This is a genomic window from Pseudoxanthomonas sp. CF125, assembly GCF_900104085.1.
Taxonomy (GTDB): Bacteria; Pseudomonadota; Gammaproteobacteria; order Xanthomonadales; family Xanthomonadaceae; genus Pseudoxanthomonas_A.
Map to the genome: position 1 here is coordinate 234,001 of NZ_FNLD01000001.1, position 14,874 is coordinate 248,874.

The following is a 14,874-nucleotide window of genomic DNA, read 5'->3' on the forward strand; positions in this document are numbered from 1 at the left end:
CAGGAGAGGGGAAATGAGGAACGACCCATTCGGACAAGGCCGCTACGAACAGCAGCAAGGCGCCCCCCGGCGACGCGGGCTGTTCGGCAACGTGCGCTGGTGGATCCTGATCGCGTTCGCTGGTTACGCGGCCTTCAGCTGGTTCAGCAGCAAGGAAGTCGATCCCTATACCGGCGAGGATGCGCACTACGGAGCCACACCGCAGGAAGAATCCCAGCTTGGCGCCCAGGCCTATCAACAGGTACTCGGTGAGGCGCAGGCGCAGCGCGCGCTGCTGCCGGCCGATAACCAGACCAGCCAGCAGATCCGCCAGATCGCGCAGCGCCTGGTGGCGCGAGTGCCGCAGGTGGCGGCGGACCTGGCCGCCCTGCATCAGCAGCCGACGCCGGACCTGAGCAGCTATCAGTGGGACGTCAACGTCATCCAGTCCGAGGAAGCGAATGCGTTCTGTCTGCCGGGCGGAAAGATCGCCGTCTACACCGGGCTGATACCCGTGGCCAAGAATGCAGATGCCATGGCGGTGGTGATGGGGCACGAAATCGCGCATGCGCTGCAGCGGCACGGCGCGCAGCGCATGGCGCAGCAGAAGCTGGTGCAGATGGGGCAGGTGGCGGCAGGCGTGTCCGGCATGGACCAGTCCATGATGTCGGCCATCGGCGCCGCTACCCAGTACGGCGTGGTGCTGCCCTACGGCCGCAAGCATGAGAGCCAGGCCGATGAAGTGGGCCTGATGCTGGCGGCGGCGGCCTGCTTCAATCCGGAAGAAGCGATTCCGTTGTGGGAACGCATGTCCGAACTCGGCGGCGGCCAGCGTCCGCCCGAATTCGCTTCCACCCACCCCGATCCGGCCAACCGCATCCAGCACCTGCAATCGCTGATGCCGCAGGCCAAGCAGTTCTATCAGAAATATTGCTCGCAGAGCGGCGCTTCCGGAACGACGGGCGCGCCATGATCAGGTCATGGTGTTTGCTGCTCGCCATCCCGCTTCTCGGTGGCCTGCATGCGCCTGCGCATGCGGAAGTGAAAGACCAGGCGCCGAATGGTTTCACCCTGGAGAACTCGCAATGGGTGCCTGTCGATCCCGGCACCGCCTGGAAAGCCTTCGTCCACGATGTGGGCAAATGGTGGCCGGCCGACCATAGCTGGTGGGGCGACGCCTCGAAGCTTTCCATTTCCGAAAAAGCCGGCGGCTGCTTCTGCGAAATCAACGGCGCGCAGCAGGCCTGGCACATGACGGTGACATTCGTCGATCCCGGCAAGCTGATGCGTATGACCGGCGGTTTGGGCCCCTTGCAGGGCATGGGTCTGGATGGCGCGCTGGAATGGCGTTTCGTGGAAGAAAAGGGCGGCACGCGCATCACCCTGTGGTATCGGGCCGGTGGTTATACGCCCGACGATCTGGGCAAGTTCGTGCCAGTGATCGACAAGGTGCAGGGATTGCAGCTGGGCGGCTTGGCCGATTACCTACGGAAGCAGCACCCGCGTCCGTAGGTCGGCCCCACGTGGCCGACTCTCCGTAAACCGTGATCGCGCCTGCAGTCGGGGACGTAGCCCCGACCTACTAGAAGCTCATGAACAGGCCGCCATTCACCGGTACGTTGGCGCCGGTGATGTAGCCGGCTGCGTCGTCGGTCAGGAAAGCGACGGTGCGGGCGATATCTTTTGGCTTGCCCATGCGTCCGGCAGGAATGGCGGTGGTGATCTTGGCCAGCACCTCGGTGGGCATAGCGCCGGTCATCGCGGTTTCTATATAGCCTGGCGAAATGCTGTTGACGGTGATGCCCTTGGTGGCGACTTCGCGTGCCAGCGACATGGTGAAACCGTGCAGGCCGGCTTTGGCGGCCGCATAGTTGGTCTGGCCGAAATTGCCGGTCTGGCCGCTGACCGAACTGATGTTGACCACACGCCCGAAGCCGCGCGACTGCATGCCTTCCACGGCATGTCCGCACAGGTTGAACGCGCTGCCCAGGTTCACGTCCAGCACCGCATCCCATTGCGAACGGTCCATCTTGCGCAGGGTCGAGTCGCGGGTGATGCCGGCGTTGTTGACCAGGATGTCCAGCGAGCCGTGACGGCTTTCGATGTCGCGCACCAGTGCGCCGCAGTTTTGGTAATCGGCGACATCGGCGGCGGCGAAGTGGATGTCGTGGCCTTCCACTTCCTGCCTGAAAGAGGCAACGCGCTCTTCACGGGAATCCAGGTCCACCGCGATCACCGTGCGCCCGGCCTGCGCCAAGGCCTTGCAGATTTCGGTTCCCAATCCGCCGATACCGCCGGTGACCACCGCTACGCGCTTGCTCATGCTTTTCGTTTCCGGTCTTGTTTCGTTGACATTAAAAAAGCCCGCACAGCGATGTGCGGGCCCGGCGTTGCGGTTCGGGGGTTTCGATTCGGAACTTTCAGCGCGTGCGCGATTTCGGCGCTTCGCGCTGCTGCGTTTCCGGCTTGACCGTCGGCCGGCCCAGCCCGCCGCTGAGGTTGCGCTGGAATTCCTGCCACAGCTCCATGTTGCGCTCGGTCAGCTGATTCATCATGGTCCAGGGCGTCTGCCCCAGCATGCCGCCCATTTGCTGGCGGAATTGCTGCTGCTGCTCCATGAACAGGGTCATGCTGCGCTCCAGGTAGTTGCCCATGAAGCCCTGCATGGAGTCGCCATAGAAACGGATAATGTGGCTGAGCAGCTGGGTGGACAGGATCGGTTCGCCGTCCTGCTCCTGCTCGGTAATGATCTGCAGCAGCACGGTGCGGGTCAGGTCGTCGCCGGTCTTGGCGTCGCGGACTTCGAAGTCCTCGCCGTCGACGATCAGCTGGCGCACGTCCTCGATGGTGATGTAGCTGGAAATCTCGGTGTCGTAAAGACGGCGGTTCGGATACTTCTTGATGATGCGGATCGCAGCCATGGAGCAATCACTCTAAATCAATTGAGGTGCAGCATGACGCAGCGCAGCAGTGCTTGCAACTGCCGGAGGGCGGGGTAGGCCTGTTCAGGAAGGGCGGAAATGCTGCGCAGCATTTTCTGATCCTCCTGCCTTTGCCAAGGAGGCTCAGAAAGCCTCAGCCCCTATGTCGTCATCCCAGCGAAAGCTGGAGGCGCTTTTCAACAGCCGAATGGCTGGTCATCCATCTTGATTTTGATTTTGACGTTGGGGCGGCAAATCCCGAGCCAGGTCAAAATGGATCCCAGCTTTCGCTGGGATGACGGGGTCGGGTATTCGCCGCGCTGGACTCCCTGAACCGGCCGCCTACCAGCCCATGTACTGCCCGCCATTGGCGGACAGGTTGGCGCCGGTGATCCAGCTGGCTTCGTCGGGAATGAAGAAGGACACCGCGTAGGCGATCTCCTCCGGGCTGCCCAGGCGACCGGTGGGGATCTGCGCGACGATCTTGTTGCGCACTTCTTCCGGCACCGCCATCACCATGTCGGTGCCGATGTAGCCGGGCGATACGGTATTGACGGTGATGCCGAACTTGGCGTTTTCCTGCGCCAGCGAAATGGTGAAGCCATGCATGCCCGCCTTGGCGGCGGCGTAGTTGGCCTGGCCGTACTGGCCTTTCTGGCCGTTGATGGAACTGATCTGGATCACGCGGCCCCACTTGCGTTCGCGCATGCCCTCGATCACCGGACGGGTCATGTTGAATACGGAGTTGAGGTTGGTGTTGATGACCTCGTTCCAATGCTGCGCGGTCATGCGGTGGAAGGTGGTATCGCGGGTGATGCCGGCGTTGTTGACCAGAATGTCCACCGGTCCCAGCTTGGCTTCGACTTCGCGCACCAGCGCTTCGGCTTCTTCCGGCGAGGACACGTCGCCCTTGACGGCGGTGATGTCGTAACCCTGGTCGCGCATCTGCTGCAGCCAGGCCTGGGTCTTTTCCTCATTGCGGTAGTTGGTGGCCACCTTGTGGCCCATGTCGGCCAATTTCTTGCAGATGGCGCTACCGATACCGCCGGTGCCGCCAGTCACCAATGCGACGCGTGCTGTCATGTGGGGGTTTCCTTTTTTCCCGCCGGAAAGCGACGGTCTGCAAGGATTCTAGACAGCGTTGGCGTCAGCCGCGTTGTGCAGTGCAGCGAGTGATAAAGATGTCACGCGAGGCAGTCGATCGGGGGTGAAGGCCCGCTTCGCCGACGCCAGGAAAGAAGTCGTATCGAAGCTTGCCGCGACCGCTGCGGAAGCCTGTCCCAACGCAAGCCAGGCCGCATGAAGCGCCGGTAGCGGATCGTCCGCATCGACCGCGGGGGCCTCGGAGGACTTGGACAACTTCTGGCCATTGGCATCGACGATGAGCGGCAGATGCAAATAGCGCGGTGTCGGAAGTCCCAATGCCTGTTGGAGCAGGATCTGGCGCGGCGTGGAATCGAGCAGGTCGGCCCCGCGTACGATATCGGTCATGCCCTGCGCTGCGTCGTCCACCACCACCGCCAGCTGATACGCCCATAGACCATCGGCGCGCTTGAGAACGAAATCGCCGACCTCGCGCCAGACGTCCTGAGCCATACCGCCTTGCAGGCCATCTTCGAAAGAGATCGTAGCGCCCGGGGGCACGCGCAAGCGGATGGCCGGATTGGGGCGCTGCGCCTTGCCCGTGCATCGGTGATGGGCGCCATCGCCGGCGGCCAGGTCGCTGCGGCTGCAATGGCAGGCGAAGGCTTTGCCTTCGGCGAGCAAACGGTCCAGCGCGTCTTGGTAAAGGGCCGAACGCTGGCTCTGCCATTCCACCGTACCGTCCGGGCGCAGGCCGAAAGCGTCGAGCGTGGCGAGTTGTTGCGTGGCCGCGCCAGCGACCTCGCGCGGCGGGTCCAGGTCTTCCATCCGCACTCGCCATTCTCCGCGGGCATGGCGGGCCAGTAACCAGCTGCCCAGCGCAGCCACCAGCGATCCCAGATGCAAGGGACCGGTCGGCGAGGGCGCGAAGCGTCCACGGTAGGAAGGGGAGTCGGACATGCGGAAGCGATTCTCCGAAAGCTGAATCGTCGGTCACTTGCGCGCTTGAATTCAACTGCCGACAACCGCAGATCGGTGTTCGTGGGCCGTTGCGGTCCGCACATTCGTCACCGAAATCTGCCGGAGTCCGTAGTGTTCAACCGTATCGCGTTGTTTCTTGCCACCAACCTGGCAGTCATGCTGTTGGCGGGCGTGGTCATGTCCCTGCTGGGGGTCAACCCCAACCAGATGAGCGGATTGCTGGTGATGGCGGCGATCTTCGGCTTCGGCGGTTCCCTCATCTCCCTGTTGCTGTCCAAGACCATGGCCAAACGCGCCACCGGCGCGCAAGTCATCGTGCAGCCGCGCAACGAGGGCGAACAGTGGCTGCTGGCCACGGTGCAGCGCCAGGCCCAGGCTGCCGGCATCGGCATGCCGGAAGTGGCGGTGTACGACGCGCCGGAAATCAACGCCTTCGCCACTGGCGCCAATCGCAACAATGCGCTGGTGGCGGTGTCGACGGGATTGCTTCGCAGCATGAGTCGCGACGAAGCAGAAGCCGTGCTGGGCCATGAAGTCAGCCATGTCGCCAACGGGGACATGGTCACCATGGCTTTGCTGCAAGGCGTGCTGAACACTTTCGTGATCGTGCTGGCGCGCGTGGTCGGCGGCATCATCGACGGCTATATCTCCGGCAACCGCGAGAGCCGCGGGCCGGGCTTGGCCTATTACTTGATCGTCATGGCGCTGGAAATGGTGCTGGGCCTGTTCGCCACCATGATCGCGATGTGGTTTTCGCGCCGCCGCGAATTCCGCGCCGATGCCGGCGGCGCTTCGCTGGCCGGCCGCCAGAAGATGATCGCCGCACTGGAGCGCCTGGAGGCCAGCCACCGGCCGAGCACGTTGCCAGCGCAAGTGGAGGCCTTCGGCATCGCCGGCGGCATCGGCCAGGGCCTGAAGAAGCTGTTCCTGAGCCATCCGCCGATGCAGGAGCGGATCGCCGCTCTGCGCAACCAGGCCAGCGTAGTCAGCTGACCCGGACGGCCGTTTCGGCAAGAAAAAAGCCCGCTGCAAGGCGGGCTTTTTGTTTGGTTGGCGGCACGAGGATCAGGAGAAGTCGTAGTTCATCAGGCCCGAAGGCGCCGCCAGGAAGAACCCTTCCACGTAGTCCACGCCCGCACCGAACAGGAAGCTCATGGTGGCCGCGTCCTGTACGTATTCGGCGATGGTGTGCATGCCGTCGGCGCGGGCGCGTTCGGCGATCTCGCGGATCTTGGGCTGGTGTTCGGCCATCTTGGTCTGGTCTTCGGTGAAGCCGCGGTCGATCTTGAGGAACGCCGGCTTGAAGTGCGCAAGCAATTGGAACGAATCCAACCCGGAACCGAACTTCTCCAGCCCCACCTTGCAGCCCAGACGCGAAGCGCCGGCCAGGAACTCCTGCGCTTGCCGCAGGTGGGTGAACACCTTGGCTTCCTGCACTTGCAGCCACAGCCGTTCGCCAGGCACGCCGTGTTCGGCGAGTTGCTGCCCGATCAGCGACAACAGGCGATCGTCGGCGAAAGAGAACGGGCTGACCTTGACCAGCATCCGCGTCTCGTGGCCGGCGCGCATGCGTTCGCCCAGGATCTGGATGGAACGCTTCACCACCCAACGGTCCAGCGCATCCAGCATGCCTTCGTCTTCGGCGATGCCAAGGAAGGCGTGCGGTTGCACCAGTTCGCCTTCGTTCTCCAGGCGCAGGAAAGCTTCGTAGAACTCGCCCGGCTCGCCCTGCAGGCTGACGACCGGCTGGTAGTGCAGGGTGAAGCCGTCGTTTTCCAGGGCTTCCCGCATCAGCCTGACCCAGCTCTGCACGCGTTCTTCCTCGGCGCGATCCACCGCGCCCGGGTCGAAGATCTCGCTGCGGTTGCCGCCCAGCGCGCTGGCGTTCTGTAGGCTTTCGCTGGCGCGGTTGAGTACTTGGCCGACGGTGGCGATTTTCTCGCCGATCTGCACGCCGCCGATACTGGCGGTGATGATGGCCGAACGTCCGCCGACATTGATCACGTGCGAGGCAAAGGCGGCGCGCACGCGCTCGCTGAGATCGGCGGTTTGCGCGTGGTCGCCCTTGAGCAGCACGGCGAAACTGCGCTCGCCGAAGCGGGCGGCGCTGACCTCGCCAGTCAGCGTCTCGCTGAGGCGCGCAGCCAGCGCGGCGATCAGCGCATCGGCCGAATCCATGCCGAAATCCTGCAGCAGGCGCTGGTAGTGGTCCGGTTCGATCAGCAGCAGCGCATGCTGGCCCTCGCCGCGCGCGGCTTCGCTGACCACGTTTTCCAGCGCGTGCAGGAAAGTGGGGCGGTTCAACAGGCCGGTGACCATGTCGCGCTGGCGCAGACCTTCGACTTCGCGCGCCAGTTCCGGATCCTGCTCGAATTCGCGGCGGCGGAATACCACTTGTACGCAGGATTCGCCCTCGTAGCTGGCGGTGGCGAATTCCAGCGAGGCGGGGAAGCTTTGCCCCTCCAGCGTCCGCGCTTCCAGTTCGAAGCGCGCCGGCGCCTCGCCCTTGCTCAGTTTCTTCAGCAGCAGCTTGAACTCGGCCACGTACTGCGGCGCAACCAGGTCCAGCAGCGACAGGCCTTCCACGTCTTCGAACGACTCGAAGCCGAACATCTCAAGGTAAGCCTCGTTGGCCCGGATGTGCATGCCTTCGTGGATGTAGGCGATGGGGTCGCGCGAGGAGGCGATCAGGGCATCGCAGCGGCGCTCGGTCTCGCGCAGCTGGGCTTCCAGCAGGCGCAGGGCGCGGCGCGCTTCCAGGTCCGCCCACTCCGATTGCAGCACCTTGATCAGATGTTCGTTGCGGCCGCGTATGGCCACGGCGCGGGCGCCCAGGGCCAGGTCGCCGATGAATCCGGTTTCGTCGATGGCGTCGGCCAGCGCGATCACCGGGATGTCTTTGCCGCTGGCAGCCGTCTGCGCCAGCACGGCCTCGAGCGAGATCGCCTGCGAGGACTTGGCGGCCAGCACCAGGTCGATGGGCTGGGAAGCCAGCGTGGCGGCCAGTTCGGCTAAATCGAGCGGGCGGTGGGGACGGATGGCGATGCCGCCGTTGCGGAATGCGCTGACGACCGCTTCGGCGTCTTCGCCGCTATCGTCGACGATCATCAATCGAATCGTGGTGTCTTTGCCGATCTGCATGCAGCGTATCCGCCGGGGGAGCGGGTTTAATACACGATGAGTGCAAAGGCGTCCATCTTGGAGTTCGCCGAAGTGGGCGATCAGTCCCGCCTTCGGCGCCAGCCGGGGTCAGAGCGGACGCTTTCCGGTGTCCCCGGCCACCTCGCGCACCAATCTGGGCACCAGATAGCCGGATACGCGAGCGGCTAGGGCGGCATGCAGCCTCTTGGCCTGGTGGTCCGGAACCTCGAAATGGGCCACGCCCGCCACCCGGTCCAACTGGTGCAGGTAGTAGGGCAGCACGCCGGCGGCGAAGCTGCGCTCGCTCAATTCGGCCAGGGCCTGGACGCTGTCGTTGACTCCGCGCAGCAGTACCGCCTGGTTGAGCAGCTGCGCGCCGGTACCGCGCAGGCCGGCCATCGCGGCGTCCACCTGGGCGTCGAACTCGTTGGCGTGGTTGGCGTGCAGCACCACCGCTACCGGCCAGGGCAGACGGCCCAGCCATTCAAGCAGACCGGCGTCCACGCGCTCCGGCAGGACCACCGGCAGACGGGTATGGATGCGCAGCCGCTTGAGGTGCGGAATGCCTTTCAGCGCCTCGGTAAGTTCGGCCAGCTTGGAAGTGGCCAGGGACAAAGGATCGCCGCCGGACAGGATCACTTCCTCGATACTGGCGTCGGCGCGGATCGATTCCACCGCCTCGCGCCAGCCTTCGCGCGCCGCGGTTTCTTCCGCGTAGGGGAAGTGGCGGCGGAAGCAATAGCGGCAGTTGACCGCGCAGCTGCCGGTGGCCACCAGCAGGGCGCGGCCGCGGTACTTCTGCAGCAGTCCGGTGCCGGCCCGCGCCGCGGCGTCGCCCACGGCATCGAGCGAAACGAAGCCCGCCACCATCCGCATCTCGTCGTCCAGCGGCAACACCTGGCGCAGCAGTGGGTCGTGGGCATCGCCTTTGCGCATGCGGGCCACGAATCCGCGCGGCACCCGCAGAGGAAACTGCGCAGCAGCGGCCTCGGAGATCCGGCCGGAGAGCGCCTCCAGCCCCAGCATCGACAGCAATTCCCGCGGGTCGCGCACCGCTTCGCGCCACAACTGTTGCCAGCGGGCGGGCTGCAAGTGGGGCGGGGATGGGGGGCTGACGTGTAAGGAAACGGTGGCTGCGGGTATCATTGGCGGTCTGAAAACAAGCGCCTGCCGGTCCCGGCGGGCTTCCCATTCTATCCGGCCGGCCGCATTGCGCGGCGGGCTTGCCACACCTCAGGAGTTTCCCCATGGCCAGCTATGGCATGAACGACGTCAAGACCGGGCAGAAGATCCTGGTCAACAACGAGCCCTGCGTCATCACCGAGACCGAATACGTCAAGCCGGGCAAGGGCCAGGCCTTCACCCGCATCAAGTACCGCTTCATCAAGTCGGGCCGCGTGGTGGAAATGACCATGAAGGCGACCGACGACGTGGAAGCGGCCGACGTGGTCGATACCGACATGCAGTTCCTCTACGCCGATGGCGAGTACTGGCATTTCATGCAGCCGGAGACCTTCGAGCAGGTCCAGGCCGACAAGACCGGCGTGGGCGAGGCGGCCAAGTACCTGAAGGGCGAAGAGCAGTGCGTGGTGACCCTGTGGAACGGCGTGCCGATCCAGGTGACGCCGCCCAACTTCGTCGAACTGAAGATCGTCGAGACCGACCCGGGCGTGCGCGGCGACACCTCCGGCGGCGGCGGCAAGCCGGCCACCCTGGAAACCGGCGCGGTCGTGCGCGTGCCGCTGTTCGTCAACCAGGACGAAATCATCAAGGTCAACACGCGTACCGGCGAATACGAATCGCGGGTGAAATGACGCATTGGCCCGCGCCAGCGCGGCTTTGCCAATGCGTCATCCCCGTGAAGGCGGGGATCCAGCGTCTTGGCTCCGCAATGCCCGTGCGCATGGCGCACGGCTTTGCCGAATCGTCGTCTCCGTCCTTCGACAGGCTCAGGACAGGCGGGTCTTCGGCCATGCGGGGATCCAGTGCCTTTGAGGGCATGACGAACACAAGCAAAAGCAAATGACCCAAACCGCTCCCGAATCCTGCGACCTCCTGATCGAAGCCGGCTTCGTGGTGCCGGTCGAACCGCATGGCGTGGTGCTGGAAGACCACGCCGTGGCGGTGCGCGATGGCGAAATCATCGCAGTGCTGCCCCGTGCCGAAGCGCGTGCGCGCTTCGACCCGGCGGAAATCGTGTCGCGGCCGGAAGCCGCCCTGATTCCCGGCCTGGTCAACGCCCACGCCCACAACCCGATGACCTTGCTGCGCGGCGTCGCCGACGACCTGCCGCTGAAAGTCTGGTTGCAGGAACACATCTGGCCGATCGAGGGCGCGGTGATCGGCCCGGAGTTCGTCGCCGACGGCGTGACCCTGGCCATCGCCGAAATGCTGCGCGGCGGCACCACCTGCTGCAACGAGAACTATTTCTTCCCGGATGTGCAGGCCGCGACCTACAAGCGCTACGGATTCCGTGCACGCGTGGGCCTGCCGGTGATCGATTTCCCGACCGCCTGGGCCAAATCGGACGACGAATACTTCGCCCGCGCCGGCGAAGTGCACGACCAGTGGCGCGACGACGCGCTGATCGCCACTGCCTTTGCCCCGCATGCGCCCTATACCGTGTCCGACGCCAATTTCGAGCACATCCGCATGCTGGCCGACCAGTTGGATCTGCCCGTGCACCTGCATCTGCACGAGACCGCGCAGGAAGTCGCGCAGTCGCAGCAGAAGCACGGCCAACGTCCCATCGCCCGCCTGGACCGGCTGGGGCTGATCAACGACCGCCTGATCGCCGTGCACATGACCCAGTTGACCGAAGCCGAGATCCATCTGTGCGCCGAGCGCGGTGTATCGGTGGTGCATTGCCCCGAATCCAACCTCAAGCTCGCCTCCGGTTTCTGCCCGGCCTGCGCCTTGCAAAAGGCGGGCGTGAACCTGGCCATCGGCACCGATGGCGTGGCCAGCAACAACGATCTGGACATGTTCGGCGAGACGCGCACCGCGGCGATCCTGGCCAAGGCGGTGGCGGACGATGCCGCCGGCTTCGATGCCTTCAGCGCGCTGCGCGCAGCCACCTTGGGCGGCGCCAAGGCGATGGGTTTCGACCATCTGGTGGGTTCGATCGAGCCAGGCAAACAGGCCGACCTGGTTTGCGTCGACCTTTCCGCGCTGGAAACCCAGCCGCTGCACCATGTGGTGTCGCAACTCATCTACGCCACCGGCCGCCATCAGGTCGGCGATGTCTGGATCGCCGGCAAACCCAGGCTGGCCCGGCGCGAGCTGGTCGACATGGACATGACTGGAATACTGGCCAACGCCAGACAATGGCAGGCGCGCATCGCCGCCGTCCTGCGTTGACCCCATCGGATTCAGGAAGCTACGCATGACCGGTTCCAACGCCCACGCCAAGGAAAACTTCGATCAGGCCGAACTGGACAAGTTCGGCGCACTGGCCAATCGCTGGTGGGACCCGCAGGGTCCGCAGAAAGCGTTGCACGCACTCAATCCGGTACGGCTGGACTACGTGAAGCAGCGCGTCGCGCTGCATGGCGCCGCAGTGCTGGACGTGGGTTGCGGCGCCGGCCTGCTCAGCGAGGCGCTGGCCAGGGAAGGCGCGCAGGTCACCGCCACCGATCTGGCTCCGGAGCTGATCAAGGTGGCCAAGCTGCACAGGCTGGAATCGCAGGTCAGCGTCGATTACCGGCTGCAGTCGGTCGAGTCGCTGGCAGCGGAACAGCCCGGCAGCTTCGATGCGATCACCTGCATGGAAATGCTGGAGCACGTTCCCGATCCCTCGGCCATCGTCGCCGCTTGCGCGACCTTGCTGAAGCCCGGCGGACAATTGTTCCTTTCCACGCTGAACCGCACGCCGGCCGCCTTCGCTCTGGCCATCGTCGGTGCGGAATACGTGGCGCGGTTGCTGCCCAAAGGCACCCACCACTACCAGGATTTCATCAAGCCTTCCGAGCTGGCTGCCTGGCTGCGCGCTGCTGGGCTGCAGTTGGAAGACGTCAGCGGTCTGGCCTACGAGCCCTGGCGCAATGCCGCGCGCATCATCGGACGCACCGATGTGAACTACCTGGCCTGTGCGGTGAAGCCGGGAATCGGGAATGGAGAATAGGGAATTGGAGAGGCAGGCAAGCGGCTTTCCGTTCCCTCGCGCGGTATTGTTCGATCTGGATGGCACGCTGCTGGACAGCGCGCCGGACATGCTGGCCACCGCCAACCTCCTGCGCGATGCGCACGGATTGGCGCCGATGCCGCTGGCGCAGATACGTCCGCACGTTTCCAAGGGTTCGCGGGCGATGCTGGCTGCGGCCTTTCCGCATATCGAGGTGGCCGCGCGCGAGGCGATGGTGCCGCTGTTTCTGGAAATCTACCTGCAGCAACTGGGCAGGCATAGCGTGCTGTTCGGAGATATCGAAGCGATGCTGGCGACGCTGGAAGCCGATGGCGCGGCCTGGGGCATCGTCACCAACAAGCCCGAATACCTTGCGCGCGAAATCCTGCCGCAGCTCGGCTGGGAAACGCGCTGCGCGGTGTTGATCGGCGGCGACACCCTGGCCGAAAAAAAACCGCATCCGCTGCCGTTGCTGGTCGCGGCCGAACGCATGGGCTTCGCTGCCGGCCAATGCGTCTACGTGGGCGACGACGAGCGCGATATCCAGGCCGCGCGCGCTGCGGGCATGCCGTCGATCGCCGCGTTGTGGGGATACCGCCAGGATCACGAAGACCCTGCGAAGTGGGGCGCGGACGCAATGCTGCAGTTTCCCTCCGATCTGCTGGACGCCCGCAACTGGCCGCAATCCCCGTAGGAGCGGCGTAAGCCGCGACCGGAGCGTCGAAGTGCCCCGGAAGAATCGACGGGTTTCCATTGCGCCGGTCGCAGCTTACGCAGCTCCTACAATTACGATATGACCGACTCCACTGCACTCGACAGTTTCCTGGACAAATGGCGCGCCCGCTGGCCGGAATGGCGCGTGGTCGAAGTATTCGTTCCCGTTGCCCAACGCCAGCTCGCCGTCGCCTGGTTCGCCTTGCTGCAGGAATTCACCGATGCGATGAACATCGCCGGCGATCCCTTGCCGGCCGACGCCAAGCTGGCGTGGTGGGGCGAGGAACTGCGCGACTGGAGCAGGCAGCGTTCCCGCCATCCCCTGGGCCGCGTGCTGGAACCCAGCCGTGCGCCCTGGTTCGAACTGGCCGAGACGCTTCCGGTCTTGATCCGGTTGCGCGAACGTCCCCAGGACCCGGCGGCGGCATTCGAGCTGGTACGGCCCCTGGCAACGGCGGTCGCCAATGTGGAGTCCGTCTTGTTCGGCACCGCGGCAGTAGTCGGGCAGCCGCTGGTTCGGTCGATCGGCGCCCAGTGGCTGGCGACTCGGCTGGAGGGGGCAGGGGATGCGGCGGTGCCGGTCCATTCCGGTAGCCAGACAGACCTCTTCCAGCACGGCTGGTCCCAGGAGTTGCTCGAACAATGGCCCGTACGCAACGGCGGCGCCGTTCCCCGCAGGCTCTGGTCGGCGCTGGCGCGGTCGCGGCTGCGGCGTTTCACCGCTGCCGGGGAAGGTTCTGCGCCCCTGTCGCCGGTGCGCGCACTGTGGCTGGGGTGGCGCATGGCAAGGCGGCGCTGACGTAACGGACCGTTGCAGGGGCGGCCGGCCCCCAGCCGGTACAATTCACGCCTGACCCGCCCCCACGGTTTGCCAAGATGTCCGCTTCACGTCCCCTAGTTCCACGTACAGACCTTCCCGATGTCGCCGGCCATGCCGTGCCTCTGGCGCGCCCGCTGGACTGGGTAGGCATGGAAGGCATCGCCTTGCCGGTGCGCGTGTCCGATGGTGCGGGCGGGCAGCTGCAGGTCGCCGCCAATATCGATCTGTCGGTGAACCTGTCCAATCCCGACGCGCGCGGCATCCACATGTCGCGCCTGTACCTGCAACTGCAGGAAGGCCTGGCGCGCGAAGCCATCACTCCGGCCGGCTTGCGCCATCTGCTGCAGGAAAGCATCGCCTCGCAATCGGGCCTGGCTTCGCAGGCGCGGCTGAAGATCCGCTACGAAGCGCTGCTGCAGAGGCGTGCGCTGGAGAGCGAATTCACCGGTTGGAAACGCTACCCGGTGGAGATCGAAGCCACCTTGAGCGAAGGCCATCTGCATCTGGCGCTGGGATTCTCGCTGGAATACTCCAGCACCTGTCCGGCGTCGGCTGCGCTGTCGCGCCAGGCCAACGCGGAGCGCTTTTCCGAGGATTTCGCCGCCGCGCGTCCGCTGTCGGTGGAAGTGGTGCACGACTGGCTGGAATCCGAGCGCGGCATGGCCGCCACGCCGCATGCGCAGCGCAGCCGCGCGCAGGTGCGGGTGGACCTGCGCGCGCAGTTCGACGAACTGCCGCTGGTGCCGTTGATCGACGCATTGGAAGCGGCCCTGGCCACGCCGGTGCAGACCGCGGTCAAGCGCGTCGACGAGCAGGCCTTCGCGCGTTTGAATGCAGAAAACCTGATGTTTTGCGAAGACGCGGCGCGCCGGGTGGCTTCGGTGCTATCCAGCGATGCTCGCGTGGAGCGCTACGAAGCGACCGTGTCGCATTTCGAAAGCCTGCATCCGCACGATGCGGTGGCCCGCGTCAGCGGCACGAATCCCTGATCCCGTAGGTCGGGGTTACATCCCCAACGGCTTTATCGCCAGTTTGCGAAGAGCTGACAGCCATCATCGTCCGGATGCATGGTGTGCATAGATGTGGCGTAGGAGCGACGTAAGTCGCGAAGG

The 14,874-nt window shown here is 65.0% G+C and carries 15 protein-coding genes; 9 read left to right on the forward strand and 6 right to left on the reverse strand.

Annotation, left to right across the window (positions count from 1 at the left end; all coding sequences use genetic code 11):
- The first annotated feature begins 13 nt into the window (after nt 1-13).
- Together BLR66_RS01110 and BLR66_RS01115 are read left to right on the forward strand one after the other, a co-directional pair.
- On the forward strand, nt 14-952 hold the full coding sequence (locus tag BLR66_RS01110) for a M48 family metallopeptidase (protein WP_093279796.1): 939 nt from the start codon (nt 14-16) through the stop codon (nt 950-952).
- Complete coding sequence (locus tag BLR66_RS01115; protein WP_143014514.1) at nt 949-1,491, forward strand: SRPBCC family protein; 543 nt, start codon at nt 949-951, stop codon at nt 1,489-1,491. The genes BLR66_RS01110 and BLR66_RS01115 overlap by 4 nt, the downstream gene beginning before the upstream one ends.
- A 70-nt stretch (nt 1,492-1,561) precedes the next feature.
- On the opposite strand, the gene phbB is transcribed toward BLR66_RS01115, so the two are convergent.
- From phbB to gluQRS, 4 genes are all read right to left on the reverse strand, one after another.
- Nucleotides 1,562-2,302, reverse strand: coding sequence for an acetoacetyl-CoA reductase (gene phbB / locus BLR66_RS01120; RefSeq protein ID WP_093279798.1), 741 nt, complete (start codon nt 2,300-2,302; stop codon nt 1,562-1,564).
- 97 nt (nt 2,303-2,399) lie between these two features.
- Complete coding sequence (gene phaR, locus BLR66_RS01125) at nt 2,400-2,900, reverse strand: polyhydroxyalkanoate synthesis repressor PhaR (RefSeq protein WP_093279799.1); 501 nt, start codon at nt 2,898-2,900, stop codon at nt 2,400-2,402.
- Between the two features lie 342 nt (nt 2,901-3,242).
- Nucleotides 3,243-3,983 (reverse strand): beta-ketoacyl-ACP reductase, encoded by a 741-nt coding sequence (locus BLR66_RS01130; protein WP_093279800.1) that lies wholly within the window; start codon nt 3,981-3,983, stop codon nt 3,243-3,245.
- Between the two features lie 48 nt (nt 3,984-4,031).
- Nucleotides 4,032-4,943 (reverse strand): tRNA glutamyl-Q(34) synthetase GluQRS, encoded by a 912-nt coding sequence (gluQRS, locus tag BLR66_RS01135; protein WP_093279801.1) that lies wholly within the window; start codon nt 4,941-4,943, stop codon nt 4,032-4,034.
- 132 nt (nt 4,944-5,075) lie between these two features.
- Here gluQRS and htpX point away from each other — a divergent pair, with 132 nt between their 5' ends.
- Complete coding sequence (htpX, locus tag BLR66_RS01140; RefSeq protein WP_093279802.1) at nt 5,076-5,957, forward strand: protease HtpX; 882 nt, start codon at nt 5,076-5,078, stop codon at nt 5,955-5,957.
- Between the two features lie 72 nt (nt 5,958-6,029).
- Here the strand turns inward: htpX and BLR66_RS01145 are convergent, their stop codons facing one another.
- Both BLR66_RS01145 and epmB read right to left on the reverse strand, forming a co-directional pair.
- Nucleotides 6,030-8,105 (reverse strand): EAL domain-containing protein, encoded by a 2,076-nt coding sequence (locus BLR66_RS01145; protein WP_093279803.1) that lies wholly within the window; start codon nt 8,103-8,105, stop codon nt 6,030-6,032.
- Between the two features lie 108 nt (nt 8,106-8,213).
- Nucleotides 8,214-9,251 (reverse strand): EF-P beta-lysylation protein EpmB, encoded by a 1,038-nt coding sequence (gene epmB / locus BLR66_RS01150; protein WP_093279804.1) that lies wholly within the window; start codon nt 9,249-9,251, stop codon nt 8,214-8,216.
- A 101-nt stretch (nt 9,252-9,352) separates the two neighbouring features.
- On the opposite strand from epmB, the gene efp reads away from it, so the two are divergent.
- From efp to folE2, 6 genes are all read left to right on the forward strand, one after another.
- Entirely contained in the window at nt 9,353-9,919 is a 567-nt protein-coding gene (gene efp / locus BLR66_RS01155) for an elongation factor P (RefSeq protein WP_093279805.1), read from the forward strand.
- Between the two features lie 208 nt (nt 9,920-10,127).
- A complete protein-coding gene (locus tag BLR66_RS01160) occupies nt 10,128-11,465 on the forward strand; it encodes a TRZ/ATZ family hydrolase (RefSeq protein WP_093279806.1) in 1,338 nt (445 codons plus the stop codon).
- 25 nt (nt 11,466-11,490) lie between these two features.
- Nucleotides 11,491-12,228, forward strand: coding sequence for a bifunctional 2-polyprenyl-6-hydroxyphenol methylase/3-demethylubiquinol 3-O-methyltransferase UbiG (gene ubiG, locus BLR66_RS01165; RefSeq protein WP_093279807.1), 738 nt, complete (start codon nt 11,491-11,493; stop codon nt 12,226-12,228).
- Nucleotides 12,218-12,922, forward strand: a complete 705-nt coding sequence (locus BLR66_RS01170) for a phosphoglycolate phosphatase (protein ID WP_093279808.1) — start codon at nt 12,218-12,220, stop codon at nt 12,920-12,922. Before ubiG ends, BLR66_RS01170 begins: the two co-directional genes overlap by 11 nt.
- Nucleotides 12,923-13,021: 99 nt before the next feature.
- Complete coding sequence (locus tag BLR66_RS01175) at nt 13,022-13,741, forward strand: phytoene/squalene synthase family protein (RefSeq protein ID WP_093279809.1); 720 nt, start codon at nt 13,022-13,024, stop codon at nt 13,739-13,741.
- A 77-nt stretch (nt 13,742-13,818) separates the two neighbouring features.
- Nucleotides 13,819-14,751 (forward strand): GTP cyclohydrolase FolE2, encoded by a 933-nt coding sequence (folE2, locus tag BLR66_RS01180; protein WP_093279810.1) that lies wholly within the window; start codon nt 13,819-13,821, stop codon nt 14,749-14,751.
- The last annotated feature ends 123 nt before the right edge of the window (nt 14,752-14,874 follow it).